Source organism: Streptomyces sp. NPDC048603 (genome assembly GCF_043199475.1).
Lineage (GTDB): Bacteria > Actinomycetota > Actinomycetes > Streptomycetales > Streptomycetaceae > Streptomyces.
The window spans coordinates 360597-382861 of record NZ_JBICVY010000005.1 but is presented as its reverse complement, the minus strand read 5'-3'; the positions used below and the strand labels follow the sequence as shown (position 1 = coordinate 382861).

Below are 22265 nucleotides of genomic sequence, written 5' to 3'. Positions count from 1 at the left end.
TCAGGCCCCCTTGAGGAGGAGGGACTTGCGGCTGGTGAACTCGGCGTTGGCCCGGTCGTAGTCGTCGGGGCGGCCGATGTCCAGCCAGTAGCCGTCGAACTCGTAGGCGTGCGGCGGGTTCGCGTCCCTCAGCAGGTCCAGGACGAGCTCGTCGAAGCCCAGCGGCAGGCCGGGGGTGTAGCCGTCGAGGGTCGTCCGGCTGAGGCCGTACACGCCCATGGACACCCGGTAGTCCATGCTGGGCTTCTCGGTGAAGCCGACCACCCGGCTGGCGTCGGTGGTGAGCACCCCGAAGTCGATGTGGACCTTGCGGGGGTACGTGGCGATGGTCAGCGGTGCTCCCGAGGCCTCGTGCCGGCGCAGCACGTCGGCGTAGTCGAGGTCGGTCAGGACGTCGCCGTTCATCACCAGGAAGTTCTCCGGGAGCCGGTCCTTGAGGTTGAGCAGCGGACCCATGGTGCCCAGCGGGCTCTCCTCGGTGGCGTAGTCGATGCTCATGCCCCACTGGGAGCCGTCGCCGACGTAGGCGCGGATGATCTCGCCCAGGTGGCCGATGGCGATGGTGCACCTGGTGAATCCGGCCGTGGACAGCTGGCGCAGCACGATCTCCAGGATGGCGTGCTGGTCCCCGATCGGGACGAGGGGCTTGGGCAGGGCCGTGGTGTAGGGGCGCAGGCGGACTCCCTTGCCGCCCGCCAGGATCACTGCGTACACGTGTTTCCTCCTTGTCGGTGCGTCGGTGCGGCAGGGTCAGACGTTGTAGATGCCGGTCTTGTAGCGGGCCAGGTTGGCCGGGTCGCGGAAGAACTCCGCGGTGTGCGCGAGTCCTTGCTCCAGGGTGTGGGCGGGCTCCCAGCCGGTGGCGGCGGTGAGCCTGCTCGCGTCCGCGACCAGCCGCATCACCTCGGAGGCGGCGGGCCGGATCCGCTGGGAGTCCTCGCGCACGTCGATCGGCGCGTCCATCACCTTGCCGATCAGTGCCACCAGGTCACCGACCGAGATCTCGGTGCCGGTGCCGGAGTTGAAGGTGTGGCCGACGACCCGGTCGGCGGGCGCGGTGCCGACGGCCAGGAAGGCCGCGGCGGTGTCCTTGACGTAGCTGAAGTCCCGGGTGGGGCGAAGGTCGCCGAGGGTGATGACGCGTTCCCCGGCCGCGACCTGGCCGATGACGGTGGGGATCACCGCGCGCATCGACTGGCGCGGGCCGAAGGTGTTGAAGGGGCGCAGGGTCACCACCGGGGTGCCGAAGCTCGCGTGGTAGCTGTCGGCGAGCCGGTCGCCGCCCGCCTTCGAGGCGGCGTACGGGGACTGGGTGTTGATCGGGTGGTCCTCGCTGATCGGGACGGTCTGCGCGGTGCCGTACGTCTCGCTGGTGGAGGTGTGCACCAGGCGGGGGGTGCCGAGTGCGCGGACCGCCTCCAGCACGTTGAGGGTGCCGGTGACGTTGGTGTCCACGTAGCTGTGCGGTGCCCGGTAGGAGTACGGGATCGCGATGAGCGCGGCCAGGTGGTAGGCGCAGTCGGCGCCGTCGAGCAGCCCGCGGACGGAACCGGGGTCGCGGACGTCGCCGAGGACGATCTCCACCTGGTCCAGGACCTCGGGGGCCAGCGTCTCCAGCCAGCCGTACGAGGAGAAGGAGTTGTACTGGGCCATGGCCCTGACCCGGTGGCCCGAGGCGACCAGGGCCTCGGTGAGGTGCGAGCCGATGAAGCCCTCGGCTCCGGTGACGGCGGCGAGCGGTGTGGAGGTCAACCGACCTCTCCTTTCGGTGGTGGTGCGTGCGGGTGCGGAGTGCGGGTTCCGCCGTACGAGGTGCGAGGTGCGAGGTGGGAGGTGCGTGATGCGGCCGTGCGTGGTGCGGTCGTTCGTGGTGCGGTGGCGCGGTGCGGCCGTGGGTGGGCCGCGGGGTGGGCCGGGCCGGCGGGGTGGCGGGTCCGGCCGGGGGCTCAGGCGTGTGGGGCGGGACGGCCCAGGAGGCGGACCACGCACCCGGTCAGACACAGAGCGGCGGTTCCGCTGCACAGCGCCAGAACGGATGCCGGTGGGGGGTTCGGCCCGGCGAGGGTGACCGCGCCGGCGGTGCCCGCGGCGGCCAGACAGATCAGGGCTGGCGGCCAGGCCGCTCCGAACGCCTGGAGCAGCAGGGCGGTCCACAGCGCGGCCGCGAGCAGCGGAAGCGTGGCGGGGCCGGCCCCGGTGAGCAGTGCGGCCGGCACCAGGGGAAGGGTGTAGGCGAGCAGGCACAGGGCCAGCACCCCGGCGGATCGCAGCAGGAAGGCGCGGGGGGTCGCGGAGGCGGCGAGCGCGGCGGCCGACAGGCTCCGGTAGCGGTAGAGCAGCCATTCGGCCGGTCCCATGCTCACCGTCAGGACGATCACCGCGTACGGCTCCCGTACGCCTTCCATCAGCACCAGCAGGCCGGCCGCCAGGCCGAACAGGCCGTAGGGCAGGGACCGCAGTGGTGACGGACCCGCCGCGTCGCCGGCGGCGGCCGGGACGGTGAGGCCCGCGCGCAGGGTCCACCCGGCCGCGAGGACCGTGGCGGCCAGGGCCAGGCCGGGCAGTCCGGCGCGGAGCACCGGTCCGGGCTCCCACCAGGGCAGTACGGCGGCACCCGCGACGATCGGGGACAGGGCGGCGAGCAGCCGGTACTCCCCGCCGGTGACGAGCAGCACGCCGGCGGCCGCCAGGTACAGCGACTGCGCGGCCGCGGCCCAGGTCGCCGGGGAGCCCTGGGCGGTGACGGCGGCGGCAGCGGTGGCGAGGAGGGCGCCGAGCGGGGCGCCGCGGAGCAGGGTGCGGGCGGCCTCGCGGCGGCCCGCCGCCATCCGCGCGTAGGCCCGGTGGCCGAGCGCCTGCCCCCAGGCCCAGGAGAGGATGCCCGCGATGACGAGGGCGGCGGCGTGCTCGCCGGGCTGCCAGAGCGGGGCGGTGAGCGGGTACGCGAGGGCGGGCAGGGCGAAGAGCACGCCGCGCAGCAGGCAGCGCAGGGTGTCGGGCCGCCAGGGGTCGGGGGTGGGCGCCGGTTCGGCGAAGACCCGTGGCACCCGCTCGTACAGGGCGGCGGCGAGGGAGAAGATGTCGGGGTGTCCGTAGCGCTGCCGGATGGTGTCGGCGGAGAGGCCGTCGGCCTCCAGCAGGGCGGCCACTTCGTAGGGGTGGACGGCGGGGCCGATCCGGTCGGCCATCTCCGCGGCGAGCCGGTCGACGGCCGCCTCGTCGCGGAGGGGCTCGTCGCGGAGGGGCCCGTCGCGGAGGGAGCCGGGCAGCCGCAGCCCGAGGGTCACCGGGTCGGGCAGCCGCATCGCGAGGGTGTCGCGGTCGCCGGGCCGGGCGGGTTCCGGCCGTCGGGGCCGGGCCAGCCGCAGCATCAGGGTGTCGTCCTGCCCGCGGCGCGGTTCGAGGTCCATCGGCCCGCTCATCCGGCGAGGCTCTCTGTGCCGGTGTCCACTCGACTCCCGCTCGCGGTCGTGGAGTCGTGCTCCCCTGAGGTCCGGTGGACCGGCGTGGTGCCGCGGTCCCCGCGCTCCCGCTCCTCCGGGTGGCCGTGGCGACCCGGGTCCCCGGGATCCTCCGGGGCGTCGGGGCGTGCCCAGGAAGGAACGTGCCGGCCGGTCCGCGGGCCGGCGGGCGCGGACCGGTCCGCCGCCGGGCTCCCGGCCGTACCGACGCCGGCGGTCGGGGGTGCCGCGGGTGCGGTGGCCGGTACGGCTTCGAGCAGCACGGACGGGGCCTGCGCCCCCGGCCGGTACGCGTCGGCGGCGGTCCGGGCGCCCGGACCCGGCGCGGCCGTCACCCCTGCGCCGTGCGATCCGGAGGGGAGCCGAACGGACCCGGCCGGTACGGCCGTCAGTGCGGCGGGCGGGGTGACCGGTGCCGGGGCGGATGCTCCAGCGGCGTACGGCCCGGCCGGGACCGGTACGGGCTCGGCGGGCGGTACGGCCGTGTGCGCGGCGGGCCGTGCGGCCGGTGCCGGGGCGGGCGTTCCCGCGGTGGGCGGGGGCGTGAGCGGGAAGGAGTTCGCGGCGGCCCGTCGTGCCGCGTGGGCCGGACCGGGGATGACGACGAGCGGTACCTCGGTGATGGGTGCCGGTGCGGGCCCGGCCGGGGCGGGGGTGCCGGCTCCGGCTGCCGCGGCACGGGCGGCCGCCGGTACGGAGGCGGCCTCCGCGGCCGGGCGTGAGGTGTCGACCGGCCGGCGGGCGGTCGGCGAGCCCAGCTCCAGGTAGATGGACCGGAAGGTGTCGATGGTCTGGCGCAGGGTGAACTGTTCGATCACCCGCAGCCGGGCCGCCTCCCCCATCGCCGCACGGCGCGGCGCGTCGCCCAGCAGTTCCACCGCGGCGGCGGCCATGGCGGCCGGGTCCCGCGGCGGCACGACCAGCCCGGCCTCGCCGACGGCCTCGCGTACGCCGCCCACGTCGGTGGACACGGTCGCCCGGCCGCAGGACATGGCCTCGATGAGGGTGAACGGGAAGCCCTCGCTGATGCTGGAGAGCATCACGACGTTGCCCGCCGCGTAGGCGTCCTTGATGTCCTCGACCCGTCCCTCGAAGACGACGGCGTCTCCGTGCCCGAGCTCCGCGGCCAGTGCCTCGCACCGCTCCCGGTAGGCCTCGCCGCCCCGCGGGGTGCCGCCGAACAGGCGCAGCCGGGCCTCCGGCACCTCGCGTCTGACCTGGTCGAAGGCGCGTATGAGGGTCTCCAGGTCCTTGATGGGGTCGACCCGGCCGGCCCAGCTGAGCGTGGGGACGTCCGGTTCCGGCCCGGCGGGCGGGAACGCGGCGGGGTCGACGCCGTTGTAGACCGTGCGGATGGACTGGGGGTCGGCGCCGCCCTGTTCCTCCCACAGCCGGTTGTAGCGGTTGCCGGGGGTGATGAGGGCCGCCCGGCGGTAGCTCTCCTCCGCGAGCAACCGGAAGAAGCCCAGGACGACGGCCTTCACCGGCCACCGGTAGGGCGCGGTGCGGTAGCCGAGGTAGCGCTCGCGCAGGTAGACGCCGTGCTCGGTGAGCAGCAGCGGGACCTCGTAGCGTTCGAGGCCGGCCAGCCCGGGCAGGACGGCGACCCCGCCGCTGACCGCGTGCGCGACGCCGTGCCGCGGGGGCGGCGTGGCGAGCGGGCGCAGCGCGTGCTCCAGCAGGGTGGTGGCCGTGAGCGCGTCGCGGAGGGTCGGGCGGGCCTCGCGGACGGCGAGTCCCGGACGGTTCCACACCGAGGCCAGGATCGTGATCGCGTGGTCGCCGCGCAGGAACGGGCTCAGCTCCCCGTCCGCGGCGGCGCGTGCCATCGCGTACAGGGCCGCGGGGAAGCCGGCCTCGGCGCAGGGGTCGAGCAGCGCCGTGAGGAACCGCTCGTACGCCTCGGCCAGCCTTCGCAGGGCGCGCCCGCGCGGCGGCCGGCCCTCGGGCGGGTCCCCCCACATCGGTACCGAACGCACGCTCAGGACATGGCCGGGCAGGTCCCAGGCCACGGCCTCCCGGCCGGTGCCGGTGACCGCGATGACGTCGAAGTCGAGGTCGGGCATGCCCTGGACGAGCTGGTCGCACCAGACGCTGACACCGCCGTGACTGTGCGGGTAGGTGCCTTCGGTGAGCAGGGTGACACGCGTCGCCGCAGGGCGGCGCGTGCCGTGGTGAACGTGCATCGGTGTGCTCCACGGCCGGAATGTGGGGGTGGTCGGACCGGTCGGCCCGGCCGTCCCGGCCGCGGCGAGCACGGCCGGGAACCTGCCTGTGCCGGTCAGCCCCGGAGCGCCTCGGAGCCGCGTTCGCGCACGGCCTCGGGGAGGTGGGTGCGCGGGGCGGGGACCGTCGCCGGGGCGACGGGGGCGACGGCGGTGGCCGTCGCCCCCGCCTGCTCGGCCTGCGCGGCCTGCGGCAGGGTGAAGGCGAGCGGGGTGCCGGCCGATGCCGTCCAGCCGGAGACCCGGCCCGCGTAGGCGCTGCCGAAGGCCTCGTCGCCCAGGCGGGTGCCGTCGGGGAGGGTCGCGGTGACCTGCAGGCCGCTCGGGGCCTGGACGGTGACGGTGTTCCCGATGCGGTAGGCGGCGGCCTGCCCGGTGCGCACGGCTTCCTTCCAGGCGGCGCGGCGCTGGAGCTCGCGGCCGATGTCCTTCATCCGCAGGTTGACCAGAGGGGTGTTGTCCGCGAAGAGGGCGGTGTAGGTGTCCAGTACGCCGTCGAGCACGGGGTAGGCGATCCGCTCCTCGGCGAGGTTGGACTGGTGGATGAAGTGGGGCTTCAGGTCACCCGCGAGGATGTGTCCGAGGGCGGTGCGGATCTCCTGCGGCACGATGTGGCCGGCGTATCCGGTGGCCGTGTCCAGCGGTGCGGGCAGGCAGGTGGTGGTGTGGGCGAGGTCCTCGCAGATGCCGCTGCCGCCCTGGGACCGGCGGGTGTAGATCCAGTTGTACTCGTCGACCTGCTCGGCGGCGCGGCCCGCGTTGTAGAAGATGTTCATGGGGTGACGGGCCACGGTGGACGCCTGGCCGACGAGCCGCTGTTCGGGGTCGCGGGAGTTGTCCGAGGCCAGCCAGGCGACGCCGTTGTCGGCGAGGGCGGGCGCCAGGTTGGGGTTGTCCTGGGGCTGCTGGGGCAGCACCGCCATGCCCGAGTGCTCGCCGGTGACGAGTTCGTCGTTCTCCAGGGGCAGTCCGGAGGTCTGGCCCCAGACGCGGTTGAGGGCGATCTCGTCGCTGATGGCGGTACGGCTGACCCACTTGGTGGAGCCGCCGGGGTTGGTGGCGCACCGCCAGGGGACCACGCTGGTGTCCTGCTCGCAGCCGAGGTAGGCGTGGGTGTAGGTGTGGTTGATCCAGCGGAAGCGGTTGCGCTCGGCGATCAGCTTGTCGGCGAGCGGGTCGGCACCGTTGTTGTCCTCGCGCTGGTCGAGGCTCCCGGCCCCGTTGTAGGCCATGTCGAGGGTGAAGCCGCGGCGGTTCTGCCAGTCGATCGCGTGGTCGGCGTCGGCGGCCGTCATGCGGATCGGGTTGGGGGTGCCGGCGCCGTTCGCGCAGTCCACGTCGCCGGGGGTGCAGTTGAGCACGGTGTCCCAGCGGTCGTCGGCGGCGAAGACGTCGTCGACGTGGACGGCGAAGTGGTTGCGGGTGGAGCCGAGGTGCACGCCTCCGGTCATCCATTCCACGATGCCGCGGGCCAGCAGCCGGAACTGCTGCTGGTGGCGGTTGTAGACGAAGGTGACGACGAGTTCGCGCCGGCCGTCGTGCCGGTACTCGCCGACGAGGGAGCCCCGGCGGGGGGTGCCGGGGATGGGTGCGTCCACGTAGGTGGTGAAGTCGGCTCCGGGAGCGGGTGCCGCCAGGTAGGCGTAACTCTCGCCGACCGTGGGCGAGTTGTCCTCGAAGGGGACGGAGCCGTCGAGGTAGCCGAAGGGGCCGCCGCGGCCGGCCGCGGTCACCGTGGCCTGGACGCCGTCGAGGCTGCCGCCGTAGCCGCCGGCGGCGAAGTACTGCAGGCCGACCGCGGGCCGGGCGTAGGTGTAGGCGTCGACCTGCGGGATGCCGTAGGTCCGCTCGTAGGACGCGAGGGCCGTCATCTCGGACGATCCGGCCGGGAAGGGGTTGTCGTTGGGCAGGACGACGGCCTGGTACTTGGCGCGCGGCCGGCCGTCCACGGTGTCGGCGAGGAAGGCGGCGTCGATGGTGGGCCGCCCGGCTCTGGTGAGGTCGACCTCGGTGTACGGGGTTCCGGCGGTGTCCAGTTCGGCCGCGATGGCCGCGGTGGCCGGTCCGCCGTCGCTCACGACCAGCACCCGCAGGTCGGTGCGGGGGGCCGGGGTGTCGGCCTGTGCCGTTCCGGCGGGCAGGCCGAGGGCGGCGATGAGTGCGCCCGCCGTGAGCACGGCGGTGCGTATGGTCCGCTTCATGCGGTGAAGTCCCCTCCCAGACAGGGGGGAGCACGGCTCGCGCGGAGCGGACACCCCCCTTGCGCGACGCCGGCACCCCCTCAGAAGCCAGTCGTCGACGCATTCGTCGCGTCACATGGTGGTGTCTCTGTGTAGCGTTTGTGGTGATGTTGCGAAAACCGGCGGAAAAGAGCGGGCGCACAGTAGGCGCACAACTGCCGTGATGTGGAGCGCAGTTGAGATGAGGAAAGGATTCCGCTCGATTCTCGGACAGGGGTCCCGGGGCGGCGCGGGGGGCGTGGCGCGCTGGTCCGGGCCCCATGGGGCGCCCCGGCGGACCGGGTCGGTCCGCCGGGGCGGGTGCCTGTCGGAGAGACCACGGTGGCACCGGGCCTGCGATCGTTTCAGGCCACCCTCGGGACTGTGGCTTGACGGTTCGTCAGGCGCAGAGTACGCGCGTCTCGGGGGTGAACACCGGGCCGCCGCTGGTGCTGCTGCTGTCGCTGAACTCGGCGTAGTAGTAGCTGTAGAAGCCGATGTTGCCGTTGCAGCCGGAGTCGGCGGCCACCTGGAGGGTCAGCGTGACGGTGCGGCTCTGGCCGGGCGGGATGGTGGCGCCGTAGTTCCCGCCGAGGTTGGCCGGACCGGTGCCGGAGCACGGGGTGTCGCCGGAGGCGGTGGCCAGGCTGCACCCGGTGAAGCTGTACTTCAGGTCGGGGCGCTGGGTGGTGAGCCAGGTGGGGTCGATGGTCTGGTAGACGAACCAGATGTCGTAGGTCTTGTTGTTGGTGATCGTCATCGACAGGTTCACGGTGCCACCGGGGGTGGTGGTGGCACTGCTGGTGCTGAACGAGAGCGCGGCCGGCGCCGGATCGGCGCTCGCGGCGGGGGCGAAGCCGAAGAGGGCGAGGACGAAGGCGAGGGCGGCGGCGAGGCCGAGACGGCCCGTCAGAGGTGATCTCATGGCCCGGGAGGCTAGGCAGCGCACGAGCACGCCGTCTGCCCCGCCGGGAACGGCGCGAACGCCGATCGGCCGGAAGTGATCCTCCTGTGAAGACCCTGTGTGGGACTCGTGAAGGAAGATCACACAACGTACGCGCCAGCATACGGGCCGTGTCGCCCGGTCGGGGCGGGAACCGGGGGCCGTGTGGGGCCCCTGCGATGTTTTGGCGCACACCCGACGTGCGTTCGGGCGGTCCGCGCCGCCGTGGCGCGGCGCGGACCGTGGATTCCCGGCCATCACGGCCGGTTCCGGCCTTCGGTCACGCCACCGGCTGCTGCTGGGTGACGCAGTGGATCCCGCCGCCGCCGGTGCCCAGCCGGTCGATGTTGAGCTGTTCGACGGTGCGGCCCGGGAAGAGCCGGGTCAGCTGGGCCTTGGCCGCGCTGTCCGCCCGGGTGTCGCCGAAGTGGGCGGAGATGACAGCCCCGTTGCACACGTAGTAGTTGGCGTAGGAGGCCAGGAAGTCCGGGTTGGCCGACCTGATTTTGTAGTAGTCCGGGCCCTGGAGCTTCTCGACGGCCATGCGGGCTCCGGTCGCGGTCGTGGCCGCCGAGAGGATCTGGTACTGCTGCCGGGCGTCCTTGGCGTAGACGTCGTTGTCCGAGGCCAGGGGCATCTGGACGAGGGCCCTGCCGGGGGCGAGGAAGCGGGAGGTCGCGTCCACGTGGTCGTCGGTGATGTCCTGGCCGTAGACCCCGTCGAACCAGATGACCTTGGAGGCGCCGTAGGCGGTGCGCAGCGCAGCCTCGATCTGCGCCTGCGACTTGCCGGGGTTGCGGTTGCCGTTGACCAGGCTGCTGCGGGTGGCCATGAGGGTGCCCGCGCCGTCCTGCTCGACCGCTCCGCCCTCCCCGACCAGGCCGGCGGACGTGTACGGCACTCCGACGTGGGCGGCGATCCGTTCGGCGACCAGCGCGTCCCGGGCGTGGGTCTGCTTGTTGCCCCAGCCGTTGAAGTTCAGGCCGACCGCGTCCAGGCCGCCGGATCCGTCGGCGCGGAACACCGGACCGGTGTCGCGCATCCAGCAGTCGTCCACGGGGATGGTGGTGATGACGGTGACCGCGGGGCCGCACAGGGACCGCGCCCGGGCGGCGCTTCCGGCGTTGGCGCAGAGGTAGACCGGCTCGTACTTGGCGATGGTGCGGGCGATCAGGGCGATGTCCGACTGGACTCCGCCGAGCCTGCCGCCCCAGATGGAGCTGCTGTCCGGCCAGGCCATCCAGGTACGGGTGTGGCGGACGTCCTCGATCGGGACACGGAAGGCGCCCGCCGCCGTCGCGGGGCGGGCCGCCGCGGCCCGCGCCCGGCCCTCGGCCGCCGCGAGCGCGGCGGCAGCGGCGGTGAGTCCGGCCGCGGTCAGGAACCTGCGCCGGTTCATGCCGGCACCTCCGCCCGCGGGACGGTCGATTGCGTGGTCGTTCACGATGACTCCTCGGTCTCTCCAACTCCCCGCGGTTTCAACGGGGTTGGCCGGAAAGCTAAAACTGGCCAAGCGCTCGGTCAATAGTTCGCGCACGGCCGTTCCGGGGGATCCGGGAAAGCCGCAGGTGGCGGTGGCCGGGCTGGTTAGAGTGACGGCATGGCAGCTTCCCCGAAGGACTCCGCACCCGTGTCCGCCCTCCCGGCCCGCGAGCGGCGGCCCCGGGTCTCGGCGAAGGGCGTGCAGACCCGGGCGCGGCTGATATCCGCCGCGCGGACCCTGCTGGCGGGTGGCATGGGCGAACGGTTCACCACCCGCAACGTGGCGGCGATGAGCGGCGTTTCGCACGGGATGTGCCACTACCACTTCCAGGACCGGACGGATCTGGTCCTGGCGGTCATCGCGGACATGCGGCCCGAGTGGATCCTGCCCCTGGAAGAGGCCGTCTCGGCTCCCGGGACCTTCGCCGAACGGGCCGACCGGGTGGTCGGCCTGCTCTCCCGCCCCGAGGGCACGGAACTCTCCCACCTCCATTCCGCTTTGCACTGGCACGCCCTGCACGACGCCCGGGTGCGGGAGTGCCTGGAGGCCGAGTACCGGCGCTGGCGCGGCTGTTTCACCGCGCTGTTCCACGTCCTGGCCGAGGAGCGCGGCGGGGACTTCGACGCGCGGCTGCTGGGCGAGGCGGTGGCCGCCGCCGTGGACGGCCTGGCGGCCGTGGAGTCGCTCGGCGCCGATGTGGACGCCGGTCCGGTCCTCCGCACCCTGATCCGCACCCTCGCCGCCGGAGCCTGAACCGGGCGGCCCCCTGCGCCGCCCGGCGTGATCGGCGAGACACCCCCTAGAGCGCCCGCCGGGCCGCGGCGATCGCCTCCGGGTCCCACCCCGCGCGGGGTACGGACTCCAGCAGCAGCCGGGTGTACGGGTGCCGGGGGGCGGCCAGTACCTCCTCCGTCGGGCCCTGTTCGACCACCGCCCCGCAGCGCATCACGACGATCTCGTCGGTGACGCACCGGACGACACCGAGGTCGTGCGTGATGAACAGGTACCCGATCCCGGTCTGCTCCCTGATGTCCGCCAGGAGGTTGAGGATCTGAGCCTGCACGGAGACGTCGAGGGCGGCGACCGCCTCGTCCAGGACGAGTACGGCCGGCTCCACGGCGAGGGCCCGGGCGATCGCCACCCGCTGGCGCTGCCCTCCGGACAGCTGCCGGGGCAGGGCGTCCGCGGCCCTGGTGCCCAGGCCCACCTGGTCGAGCAGTTCCCGTACGCGCGCCGTGTGGTCCCGGTCCGGGAAGTGCAGCCGCAGGGTCTCCCGCAGGGCCGCCTCGACGCCGGTACGCGGATCGAGCGAGAGGTAGGGGTCCTGGAAGACCATCTGGACCTCCCGGGCGCGGGCGAGCCGCGCGTTCCGGCCGCGGGTGCGGCCGGCCCGGGTCCGGCCGCGGACCAGGACGTCTCCCGCGTCGGCCCGTTCCAGGCCGACGACGATGCGGGCGGTGGTCGTCTTGCCGGAGCCCGACTCCCCCACGATGCCCAGCGATCCGCCCTCCGGGAGGACGAAGGACACGTCGTCCACCGCGTGGACGCTCCCGAAGGTGCGGCGCAGTCCCCTGACCTCCAGGACGTGCGGGCGGTTCCCGGTCCGGTCAGTGGTGCCGTGCATCGGCGTTGCTCCCTTCGAGCCGGTCGCTGTGGTGGCAGGCGGCCCGGTGGTCCGGCCGGTCCGGGGCGGCGGCCGGCAGGGGGGCCCGCCGGTCGCAGACCTCCGTGGCGAGCGGACAGCGGACCGCGAAGGCGCAGCCGGGCAGTGGTTCCCGGAGGTCCGGTGGCTGCCCCTCGATGGCGGCGAGCCTGCCCCGGGGGCCGTCCATCCGCGGGGTGGAGGCCAGGAGGGCGGCGGTGTACGGGTGTCTGGGGCGGGCGAACAGGGTCTCGGCGGGCCCGCTCTCGGCGATCCGGCCGGCGTACATGACGTACACCCGGTCGCTGATGGCCGCGGCCAGGTCGAGGTCGTGGGTGACGAACAGCAGGCCGGTGCCGAAGCGTTCGCGGAGCCCGGCCAGCAGGGCGATGACCTCGGCCTGGCTGGTGACGTCCAGTGCCGTGGTGGGTTCGTCGGCCAGCAGCAGCGCCGGGTCGCCCATGAGGGCCGCCGCGATCACCACGCGCTGGAGCATGCCCCCGGAGACCTGCCCGGGGTACTTGTGCAGCACCGAGTCGTCCAGGCCCACCGCGCGCAGGAGTCCGGCGGCCCGGGCCGCGGCGTCCGCCCGGCTCATCGCCTTCGTCAGGGTGACGCTCTCGGTGAGGAAGTCGCCGATGCGGCGCAGCGGGTTGACGGCGGCGCGCGGGTCCTGGAAGACCATGGCCACCTTTCCGGCGCGTACGGCCCGCAGCTCGGCGGCGTCCATGGTGAGGACGTCCCGGCCGCCGACCCTGACCTCCCCTTCGACGGCCGCGCGGGGCGGCATCAGGCGGAGCGCGCTGCGGGAGGTGAGGCTCTTGCCGGAGCCGGACTCCCCGACGAGGGCCACGGTCTCGCCGGGACCGACGGTGAGGTCGACGCCGTCGAGGACGGGCCGGGCGGTGCCGGGCAGGGTGATCCGCAGTCCGCGGATCTCGAGTGTGTTCACCGGTGTCATCGGTCCCTCCTGGCGACCCGGTCGGCCCAGCGTTCCCCGGCCACGTTGAAGGCGACCACGGTCAGCACGATGAAGGCGCAGGGCAGGATCGCGGACAGCGGGTAGCCGTGCTGGACGGCGGTCTGCCCGTCGAAGACCATGCGGCCCCAGTCGGGCGTGAGCGCGGGCACGCCGAGCCCGAGGAACGACAGTCCGGCGAGGTCCATCAGGGCGTATCCGAAGTTGATGGTGGACTGGGCGAGGACCACCGGCGCGATGTTGGGCAGGATGTGGCGCAGGCAGATCTGCAGCGCCGAGTGGCCCTGGACCCGGTAGGCGCTGACGTACGGGCGGGCCCGTTCGGCCAGGACCAGGGAGCGGGTGAGGCGGCTGACGTAGGGCAGGTAGGCCACGGCGAGGGCGAGGACCGGGGCGAGGAGCCCTTCGCCGTACACCGAGATGATCAGGATGGCCAGCAGCATGCCGGGGAAGGCGAAGACCAGTTCCGTACCGCGGGAGAGGACGGAGTCGAGCCAGCCGCCCCGCCAGGCCGCGGCCGTGCCGACGGCCACTCCGGCGAGGGTCGAGAAGACGACGACGCCCAGCGGTCCCAGCAGGGAGGTGCGCGCGCCGAGCAGCAGCCGGGAGAGGGTGTCGCGGCCGGCGGCGTCCACGCCGAGGGGGTGGTCGGCGGAGGGCGCGGCGAGGGCGTTGCCCAGATCGACGGCGTTGGGGTCGTGGGGTGCGAGCCAGGGCGCGAGCAGTGCGGCGAGCACCACGAGGCCGGCCAGCCCCAGGCAGGTGAGGTGGAGCGGGGAGCCGGCGGCCCGGATCCGGGAGAGGCCGGGGCGGCGGGTCAGGACGGCGGTCATGCGGCGGCTCCCCTGGTGCCGAGGGTGACCCGGGGGTCGACCAGCGGCAGGGCCAGGTCCACGAGCAGGTTCACGGCCATGAAGAGGGCGACGATGATCAGGGAGATGGCCTGGACGGTGGGGAAGTCCTTGGTGGTGGTGGACAGTTCCAGGAGCTGGCCGATGCCTCCGACGCTGAAGGCGGTCTCCACCAGGATGGTGCACACCAGCAGGGTGGAGACGATCAGGCCGCCGGTGGTCAGGACGGTGCCGAGGGAGTTGCGGAACACGTGGCGGCGGATCACCTGGCGTTCGGGGACACCGCGGCTGCGGGCGACGGTGACGTGCTCGCTGTCGAGGGCTTCGAGCATGGCCGAGCGGGTGACCCGGGCGAGCATGCCGATCAGGTAGAGGGCGAGGGCGATCGCGGGGAGCGTGAGGTGCCAGAGCTTGTCCGCGAACCCGTCGCCCGCGCCGCTGCTGGGGAACCAGCCGAGGTTGACCGCGAACAGGCCCTGGAGCAGGACGGCCGCGACGAAGGACGGGGTTCCGACGGCGAAGGTGGTGCCGACCAGCACGGCCGAGTCGGTGGCGCCGCCGCGGACGGCGGAGAGCCGGCCGAGGAAGAGGCCGGCGGCGACCACCACGACGAGTGCCATGGCGATCAGCAGCAGGGTGGTGGGGAGCCGGTCGGCGAGCAGGCGGGAGACGTCGGTGCGGTAGGTCAGGGAGCGCCCGAAGTCGCCCTGCAGCATGTCCCCGAGCCAGTGGAAGTAGCGGACGAGGAACGGGTCGTCCAGGTGGTACCGGTCGTTGATCGCGGCGAGGGCCTCCGGTGAGGCCGACCGGCCGGCGAGCAGGAAGCTCGCCGGACTGCCCGGTGCCAGGTACATGGCGCCGAAGACCACGAACGAGGCGACGAACAGGGTGGCGGCCATCTCCGCCACCCGTCGCAGAGCGAATACGGCGAAGCTCACTGCGCGGCCCCCACGGCGGCGGCCCACGGGTGGTACATGTAGGAGATCGTGGTGGGGGCGCCGGTGATCCTCTTGTTCAGGAACAGGGCGGTGGGCCACTCGGCGACGGGGATCCACAGCAGTTGCTCGGCGGCGTGGCGCTGCAGCCTGGCCTCGATGTCCATCCGCGGCCCGGGCTCGTAGGCGGCGGTGGCCTCGTCGACCAGCCGGTCGTAGGCGGGGTCGCTGTAGCCGGCGAAGTTCATGTACGCGCCGGTCTTGAAGTTCTGCAGCAGGTCGAGCGGATCGGTGATCGAGTCGTAGTACGTGAGCGGGAACATGTCGATCCCCTCGCGCGCCTGCGGGTCGGTGAACAGGGCGGTGAAGGCGTTGGGGGCGATCGTCTTCAGCCGGATGTCCAGGCCGATCCGCGTACCGGCCGCCTGGACGGCGGTGGCGAGCAGGGACACGTCCTGGCCGATGGAGCTGGTGGCCACGGTCAGGGTCTTGCCGGTGGCGCCCGCCTCCTTGACGAGGGCCTTGGCCTTCTCGATGTCCTGGCCGGTGGGGGGCAGGCCGTCGAAGGCGGTCTTGAGGGTCCGCTCGGGTGCGGCGGCCCAGGCGGCCCGGGTGGTAAGGGAGTTGGTGACCGTTCCGGCCCCGCCGAGCCCCGCCTTGACGAAGCCGGAGCGGTCCAGGGCCAGGGAGAGGGCACGGCGGACGCGGACGTCGCCGAGCGGGCCCTTCATGTCGGTGATGCTGACGTTGACCGTGCTGAGGCCCTCGCCGAAGTACAGGGTGCCGGTACCGCTTCCGCGCAGCCGGGCGTAGCTCTCGGTGGGGATCAGGTAACCGCCGTCGATCTCCCCGCTGAGCATGGCGTTGGTGCGGGCGGAGGGGTCGGTCAGGAAGCGGAAGACGGCCTTCTTGGACTTGGCCCTGGTGCCCCAGTAGCCGTCGAAGCGTTCCAGTTCCACGGACTGGCCCTTGTTCCACGTGCCGAGCTTGAAGGGGCCGGTGCAGGCGAGACCGCCGCTGGTGCCGTAGTCCTGGCCGGCCGCCTCGACGCCGGCCTTGGAGGCGACGACTCCGGCGGAGGTGGCCATGTACTGGGGGAACTGGGAGTCGGGCTTGCCGAGCTTGACGGTGACCTGCAGCGGGCCGGTCTTGGTCACGGAGGCGACGTTCTGGAACACCTGGGCCCAGGCGGCGGCGTTGTCGGGGTCCGTCTGCCGGCCGAGGCTGAACACCACGTCGTCGGCGGTCATTTCCCGGCCGTCGTGGAAGCGCACGCCCGGGCGCAGGTCGTACACCCAGGTGGTGGGGTCGGAATTGGTCGCCTGCCGGGCGAGGCCGGGCTCCGTGGTGAGGCCCGGGGTCCAGCGCATCAGGCTCTCGCACACGTTGGACAGGATGGTGTTCTGCGGGTAGTCGAAGGCCACCGTGTAGTCGAGGGTGGGCGGTTCGGCGTAGAGCGCCCAGGTGAAGGAGTCGATCTCGCCGCGCGCCTCGGGGGTGGAGGCGGAGAGGCGGACGTCGGCGACGTTGCCGCCGGTGCCCTTGGGCGGGCCGGAGCAGGCGGCGAGCAGGGCGAAGGAGGTGAGGACGGCCGCCATGGCCGCGGCGGCGGAGCCGGGCCGGCGGCGTCGGGCGCGCGGCGGTCTGCCGGTGCGGGGTGGGGAGGTGGTCATCGTCGCGCTCTCTTTTCCGTGAGGGATGCGGGGGGAGGAGCGGGCGGACCGCCGGGGCGGTCCGCCGTGAACGGCCGGTGTCAGGTCACCGGGCGGCGGGGATCTGCTGGGTGATGCAGTGGACCCCGCCGCCGCCGAAGGCGATGGCGAGCGCCCGCACCCCGACGACCTTGCGGCCGGGGTACGCCGAGGCGATGACGGCGAGGGCGGCCTCGTCCTGGGGCAGCCCGGCCACCGGGACGACGACGCCGCCGTTGGCGACGTAGTAGTTGAGGTAGGACACCTCGATCTCGCCGTCGGCGAGGTCGGCGAAGGCCGTCTGCGGTACGTCGATGATCTCCAGCCGGCGGCCCCTGGCATCGGTCACGGACTCCAGCACCGCGCGGTTGGCGCGCATCCGTGCGTAGTCGGGGTGGGCCGGGTCGGCGGGCAGGGAGACGACGACCGTGCCGGGCGCGGCGAACGCGCAGACGCCGTCGACGTGGCCGTCGGTCTCGGTGTCGAGCAGGCCGCCGTAGGGGAGCCAGATGACCTTGGTGACACCGAGCCGGTCCTTGAGCTCGGCCTCGATCTCCGCGCGGCTCATCCCGGGGTTGCGGTTGGGGTGGAGCAGGCACTGCTCGGTGGTGATCAGCGTGCCCTCGCCGTCGACGGTGATCGCACCGCCCTCGAGGATCATGCCGGAGGCGATCCGGTGGACCCCGAGGTGGTCCAGGAGGAGTCCGCTGATCCGGTCGTCGGCGTCCCACGGGTGGTGCTTGCCGCCCCAGGCGTTGAAGCGGAAGTCCACGCCGGCGCGGTTGCCGTCCCCGTCGAGGACGAAGAGCGGGGCGGAGTCACGGAACCAGGAGTCGTCGAGGGGCAGTTCGATCACGGTGACGCCGGCGGCGTCCTCCCCGATGCGGGTACGGGCGTCCGCGCCGTGGCCGGGCGGGGCGACCATCGTGACGGGTTCGAACGCGGCGATGGCGCGGGCGACGTCGGCGTACTCCTCCTTCACGTCGTTCAGCACGCTGCCCCACAGGTCCGGGCGGGTGGGCCAGGCCATCAGGCAGCCCTCGTGCTCGGTCCACTCGGCGGGCATACGGAATCCGGATTCGGCCATCGGGTGTCTCATTTCTTGCGTTGGCGGAGTCTTGCACTCAACTGAAAATTCAGTCAATAGAGAGGTCGCGGGAAGTGGAACCGGAGGAGGTGCCCGCCGCCCGGGCGTGGGGTGTACGCGGGACCGGGCGCGGCATGTGCGAGGGGGGCCTCTCCCGCCGAGGGAGGAGCGGGGGCCTGCGGCGTTGTCGCGTCGACTGACGCCACTCTGGCACTGACTGAAAATTCAGTCAATAGAAAGAGTGGCGAAAGGTCCCGGCCTTGTGGAGTTCACGGCCGGGACCCGCGTCGTCAGCTCTGCCGGAGCCCTGCCAGCTCGGCCTCGATGGCCCCGCGCATGAGCTCCTGCGCGTGCTCGATCCGGGTGCCGCCGCTGAGCCAGCGCATGCTCAGGCCCTCCAGGAGGGCGGTGAGCCGCTCGGCGGCAGCGGCCAGCGAGGAGGCCGGCGCCATCGGCTGGACCTGGCCGAGCAGGGCCGCGACCTCCTGGACCCACACCAGGGTGGCCCGGGCGAGGTCCTCGCGCAGCACCTCGTCGAAGACGGCGCTCGCCCGGAGTTCGCCCCAGGCCGAGCTGTTCTCCCGCACTTCCACGGTGTCCTGGAGCTCCAGCAGGAGGGTCTCCTCCAGCTCCTCCCGGGGGGTGAGCGGCGGGGCGTCGGGGTCCCGGTCGGTGGTGTAGCGCTCGGCGCGGTCGTTGATGAACTCCAGCGTCTGGCGCAGGACCCCGGTGCGGTCCTTGAAGTGGTAGTAGATCAGGGCCGTGGACACCCCGGCCTCGGCCGCGAGTTCCTCCACGCGCAGCCCGCGGACCCCGCGCCGGGCGATCACCCGGGCGGCCGCTTCCAGGATCTGAGTGCTGCGAGACGCCATGGTCCGCACCCTACCGGGGTGATCCGGGCCTCGGGCAATCGGCCCGTCACCGGCCGGGGCGGGCCGGCCCGCGCGCGGGCGGCCGGCCGGCCCGCCCGCCACCTCAGACCGCCGGGGGCACGGCCGGGTGGGACTGGGTGGCGCAGTGGATGCCGCCGCCGCCCGAGGCGATGCCGTCGATGGCGACCTGCACGACGCGGAGGCCGGGGTAGGCGGCCTGCAGGACGGCGTGGGCCACGCCGTCGGCGTACCCGTCACCGAACTGCGGCGCGATGACGGCGCCGTTCACCGTGTAGTAATTCGTGTAGGTGGAGAGGAACTCCGCGCCCCCGCCGCGGATGAGGCGGCGGTCCGGGCCCGGGAGCTCGGTGATCGTCAGGCTGCGGCCGCGGGCGTCGGTGGCGCCGGCCAGGATCTTCCTGGTCTCCTCGTAGACCGCGACCCACTTCGGGTCCGTGCCGGGCCCGGGCTTGTCCAGGATGACCCGGCCCGGGGCGGTGAATCGGGCCAGGCAGTCGATGTGGCAGTCCGTGATGTCCTGGCCCGCGAGGCCCGGCACCCAGATGACCTTGTCCATGCCGAGCGCCGCCTTCATCGCCTGCTCGACCTGGTCCTGGCTCGTTCCGGGATTCCGGTTGGCGTTCACCATCGAGCTGACCGTGGCCAGCAGGGTCCCCTCGCCGTCCGTCTCCAGCGAGCCGCCTTCGCCGGTGAACCCCGCCCGGACGCGGCGCACTCCGTACTCGTACAGGAGCGCGCCGGCCGCGGCCGCGTCGTTCGCGAAGGGCTGGGCGTAGGGCGTGCCGGTCTTGCCCCAGCCGTTGAAATTGGTGTCCACGCCGGCGATGGCGCCGGGCGCGACGACGAAGGTGGGGCCGAAGTCCCGGATCCACAGGTCGTCATTGGGGATCTCGACGACGTCGATGCCGTGATAGGCGCCGCGTCCGCACTGGTACCGGGCCTCGGCCGCCTGCCCGGGGCGGGCCAGCACCACGACCGGCTCGTAGCCGGATATCGCGTGCGCGACCTCGGCGATGTCCCGGCGTACGGCGCCCAGACCGGTGCCCCACACGGAGGAGAGGGCGGGCCAGGCCATGTACGTACGGATGTGACGGTCGGTCTCGGCGGGCATCCGCAGCGGCGCGGCACCGGGGTCGGCGGCCGTGGCCGCGCGTGCAGCCACGGGGAGGACGGAGCCGAAGGCCGCGAGCGGCACGGCCGCCGCGCCGAACCGGAGCAGACGGCGGCGGGAGGTGCGGGGCATGTCCATGGGGACTCCCTGATGAGGAGGAAGCGGAACGCCCACATCCTGGCGTTGACTGAAAATTCAGTCAAGCATGGGGACGCGGGTGCGCGCGGTGGCGTGGTTCCGCCGCTCCCCCACTCACTCACGCCGGTACTGGTCCACCCGGATCGTGACCGGCCCGTCGGCGGCCGCCTCCACCAGCCGGACGACGGCGATCCGGGTCCCGTCCGGGCTGCGGACGCAGAACGGGCGCCGCTCCGCCAGCGCGGTGAAGGGCAGGGCGGTCACCGGTCTGGTCTCGATGCCCTTCTCGCATTCGGCGGCCGTCGGCGACGCGCCGTCGGCCAGGTGCACGTCCGACGCCTCGGAGGGCACGAAGGACCGGCCCTCCAGGGCGAGGTACCAGGAGGCCGTGTCCGCGGGCACCACCGTCCCGGCCTCCAGGTCGAACTCGTAGCCGTCGTCGGGTGCGGTGAGCGTCGTGCCCGGATACCCGGGCAGGTAGGAAGCGGCGCCGGGGTCGTCCTGACCCGCATCCTCCACGTCGAACCAGTACACGGCTCCGCCGCAGGCCAGCAGGGTCGCGGCCACCGCCAGAGCCACGGCGGGCAGACGCCGCCGGGGGCGCCGCTGCCTCCGGCGGCCGTCCCCCGCCGCCGGGACGGGGAGCGGAACGCCGGCGGGCACCGCTCCGGCGGGGTCCGGCCCCGCGCCGTCCGCGTACCGCGTCGCCGCCGGTGCCGCTGGAGCTGCCGGTGCCGCCGGTGCCGCCGACGCCGTGGGGGCGGACCACCCGCTGTCCCGCCCCGCTCCGACCTCCTCCCGGACCGGCGCCGGCAGCCAGCCGTCGGTGAACTCCGGCCCGGGTCCGACGCCGGGGTGGGTGCGGACGTACGCGATCAGTTCGGCGGTGGTGGGCCGGTCGGCCGGCTGCTTGGCCAGGCACCAGCGGACCATCTCCTCCAGCTCCGCGGGAACCCGGCCCAGGTCGGGGTGTTCGTGGACCACCCGGTAGAGGGCGCCGGACTCCGGTCCGCTCCCGAACGGCGGCTCGCCGCCCGCGACGTGCGCGGCGAGCGCGCCGAGGGCGAAGACGTCGGTGGCCGGGGTCACCGGGTGGCCCAGCGCCTGCTCGGGGGCCATGAACGCGGCGGTGCCGATCCTCAGCCCGGTCCCGGTCAGGGCCGTGGAGCCGGCCGCGTGCGCGATGCCGAAGTCGATCACCCGCGGGCCGTCCGCCGCGAGCAGTACGTTGGCCGGTTTGAGGTCGCGGTGGACCACGCCCGCGCCGTGGATGGCCTGGAGCGCCTCGGCGATGCCCGCGACGAGCAGCAGCACCGTACGGACCGGCAGCGGGCCGTGCCGCCGCACCACCTCGTGCAGCGAGGGGCCCGGCACATAGGCGGTGGCCAGCCAGGGCGTGCGTTCGTCCACCCCGAAGTCGACCACCTGGGCCGTGAAGAGGCCGTGGATCCGGCGGGCGCTGGCCACCTCGCGGGCGAACCGCTCCCGGAAGGCGGGATCCGCCGCGAACTCGCCGCGGACGGCCTTCAGGGCGATCGGGCGGCCGCCCGGGGTGTACGCCAGGTAGACCACGCCCATGCCGCCGGCGCCGAGCCGAGCGTGCAGGCGGTAGCCGCCGATCTCGTGGGGGTCGTCGGCGGACAGGGCCGCGAGGGCCGGCTGCACGCCGGAAAGCTGAGCGGACATGGGGTGGCTCTTTCAACGTGGCGGAAATGACCTGTCGGCATCGTCGCCCCTAACTGAAGTTTCAGTCAATGTGTGACAATGCGAGACGCGACATCGCCAGGAAGGGATCACACCGTGACGGACCGCAGACGCACCATCCTCGAAGGTGCCGCCCGGGTCATCGCACGCCGGGGCGTCCGGGGCCTGCGGGTGAGCGAGGTGGCGGCCGAGGCGGGCGTGTCCACCGCCCTGGTCTACTACCACTTCAAGGACCGGCCCGGCATCCTGCGCCACGCCCTCGCCTTCATCGGCGACCGGGCGGACCGTTACACCTCGGCCGCGCAGGAGCCGACCGCCGCCGGCCCGGAGGATCCCCGGGAGCGGCTGGAACGGATGCTGCTGCTGGAGTTCCAGGACCTGCCCGAGGTCCGCGAGAACAGCACGGCCTGGGGGGAGCTGCGGGCGCACTCGGTCTTCGACCCGGAGCTGCGGGAGGAGCTCGCCACGGCCGGAGCGGCCTGGGCGGCCGAGGTGGCGGAGCTGCTCACCGTCGCATGCCCGGGCGCGCCCGGCCCCGCCGCCGGGGCCGCCGCCGAGCGGCTGACCGCCCTGCTGGAAGGGCTGAGCGTCCGCTGGCTCAGCGGGCTGGTCCGGCAGGCCCACGCCCGGGAACTGCTGCGGGCGGCGGTCCGGCTGGAGGTCGACCGGCTGGCCGCGACGATCACGTAGAGCACGACGTCGACCGTGACACCGACTGCCACGTCGACCGTGACACCGACTGCGACGCGGTTTGACTGAAAATCCAGTCAGTGTCAGAGTGGCGGCAGGCGGCCGTTCCGTTTCCTGCCGGGCGGCCGACCGCGTGAGGAACGCGCACCCTTGTCACAGGAGCCCGGGACCCGCGCCCCTGGCCGCGTCCCGCGCCCGCTCCGGCCGGACGAA

General features: G+C 73.5%; 17 protein-coding genes and 1 pseudogene. 2 read left to right on the top strand and 16 right to left on the bottom strand.

What is annotated here, in order from left to right:
* From ACGFQ9_RS14435 to ACGFQ9_RS14405, 7 genes and pseudogenes are all read right to left on the bottom strand, one after another.
* Positions 1–714 carry an NDP-sugar synthase gene (locus tag ACGFQ9_RS14435; RefSeq protein WP_393574081.1) on the bottom strand — a complete coding sequence of 238 codons (714 nt, stop codon included), beginning with the start codon at positions 712–714 and terminating at the stop codon, positions 1–3.
* A 36-nt stretch (positions 715–750) separates the two neighbouring features.
* A complete protein-coding gene (locus tag ACGFQ9_RS14430; RefSeq protein WP_393574080.1) occupies positions 751–1752 on the bottom strand; it encodes a GDP-mannose 4,6-dehydratase in 1002 nt (333 codons plus the stop codon).
* A gap of 194 nt (positions 1753–1946) precedes the next feature.
* Positions 1947–3422 (bottom strand): hypothetical protein, encoded by a 1476-nt coding sequence (locus tag ACGFQ9_RS14425; protein ID WP_393574079.1) that lies wholly within the window; start codon positions 3420–3422, stop codon positions 1947–1949.
* A gap of 788 nt (positions 3423–4210) precedes the next feature.
* Positions 4211–5647 (bottom strand): annotated as a pseudogene (gene pelF, locus ACGFQ9_RS14420) (GT4 family glycosyltransferase PelF); the annotation flags it as partial.
* 95 nt (positions 5648–5742) lie between these two features.
* Positions 5743–7887, bottom strand: a complete 2145-nt coding sequence (locus tag ACGFQ9_RS14415; RefSeq protein WP_393574078.1) for a hypothetical protein — start codon at positions 7885–7887, stop codon at positions 5743–5745.
* A 418-nt stretch (positions 7888–8305) separates the two neighbouring features.
* Positions 8306–8830 (bottom strand): hypothetical protein, encoded by a 525-nt coding sequence (locus tag ACGFQ9_RS14410; protein WP_393574077.1) that lies wholly within the window; start codon positions 8828–8830, stop codon positions 8306–8308.
* Between the two features lie 298 nt (positions 8831–9128).
* Positions 9129–10292, bottom strand: a complete 1164-nt coding sequence (locus tag ACGFQ9_RS14405; protein ID WP_393574076.1) for an agmatine/peptidylarginine deiminase — start codon at positions 10290–10292, stop codon at positions 9129–9131.
* Between the two features lie 156 nt (positions 10293–10448).
* Between ACGFQ9_RS14405 and ACGFQ9_RS14400 the strand changes: the two genes are divergently transcribed.
* Positions 10449–11084, top strand: coding sequence for a TetR/AcrR family transcriptional regulator (locus tag ACGFQ9_RS14400; protein WP_393574075.1), 636 nt, complete (start codon positions 10449–10451; stop codon positions 11082–11084).
* Between the two features lie 46 nt (positions 11085–11130).
* Here ACGFQ9_RS14400 and ACGFQ9_RS14395 read toward each other — a convergent pair whose 3' ends face one another.
* The 9 genes from ACGFQ9_RS14395 to ACGFQ9_RS14355 form a co-directional block, all read right to left on the bottom strand.
* A complete protein-coding gene (locus tag ACGFQ9_RS14395) occupies positions 11131–11955 on the bottom strand; it encodes an ABC transporter ATP-binding protein (RefSeq protein ID WP_393574074.1) in 825 nt (274 codons plus the stop codon).
* The gene (locus tag ACGFQ9_RS14390; protein ID WP_393574073.1) at positions 11939–12934 is read right to left on the bottom strand and encodes an ABC transporter ATP-binding protein; all 996 of its coding nucleotides are present in this window, start codon (positions 12932–12934) and stop codon (positions 11939–11941) included. The genes ACGFQ9_RS14395 and ACGFQ9_RS14390 overlap by 17 nt, the downstream gene beginning before the upstream one ends.
* Positions 12931–13785 carry an ABC transporter permease gene (locus tag ACGFQ9_RS14385; protein ID WP_393574072.1) on the bottom strand — a complete coding sequence of 285 codons (855 nt, stop codon included), beginning with the start codon at positions 13783–13785 and terminating at the stop codon, positions 12931–12933. Before ACGFQ9_RS14385 ends, ACGFQ9_RS14390 begins: the two co-directional genes overlap by 4 nt.
* A complete protein-coding gene (locus ACGFQ9_RS14380) occupies positions 13782–14741 on the bottom strand; it encodes an ABC transporter permease (protein WP_393574071.1) in 960 nt (319 codons plus the stop codon). Before ACGFQ9_RS14380 ends, ACGFQ9_RS14385 begins: the two co-directional genes overlap by 4 nt.
* Positions 14738–16411: an ABC transporter substrate-binding protein gene (locus tag ACGFQ9_RS14375; protein ID WP_393574070.1), complete on the bottom strand. Its 1674-nt coding sequence runs from the start codon at positions 16409–16411 to the stop codon at positions 14738–14740. Before ACGFQ9_RS14375 ends, ACGFQ9_RS14380 begins: the two co-directional genes overlap by 4 nt.
* Positions 16412–16496: 85 nt before the next feature.
* Positions 16497–17516, bottom strand: coding sequence for an agmatine/peptidylarginine deiminase (locus ACGFQ9_RS14370; protein ID WP_393574069.1), 1020 nt, complete (start codon positions 17514–17516; stop codon positions 16497–16499).
* A gap of 290 nt (positions 17517–17806) precedes the next feature.
* Positions 17807–18388, bottom strand: a complete 582-nt coding sequence (locus ACGFQ9_RS14365) for a TetR/AcrR family transcriptional regulator (RefSeq protein ID WP_393574068.1) — start codon at positions 18386–18388, stop codon at positions 17807–17809.
* 103 nt (positions 18389–18491) lie between these two features.
* A complete protein-coding gene (locus tag ACGFQ9_RS14360) occupies positions 18492–19658 on the bottom strand; it encodes an agmatine deiminase family protein (RefSeq protein WP_393574067.1) in 1167 nt (388 codons plus the stop codon).
* 114 nt (positions 19659–19772) lie between these two features.
* Positions 19773–21344, bottom strand: a complete 1572-nt coding sequence (locus ACGFQ9_RS14355; protein ID WP_393574066.1) for a serine/threonine-protein kinase — start codon at positions 21342–21344, stop codon at positions 19773–19775.
* Positions 21345–21458: 114 nt separating this feature from the next.
* On the opposite strand from ACGFQ9_RS14355, the gene ACGFQ9_RS14350 reads away from it, so the two are divergent.
* Positions 21459–22052, top strand: a complete 594-nt coding sequence (locus ACGFQ9_RS14350; RefSeq protein ID WP_393574065.1) for a TetR/AcrR family transcriptional regulator — start codon at positions 21459–21461, stop codon at positions 22050–22052.
* Positions 22053–22265 lie beyond the last annotated feature (213 nt).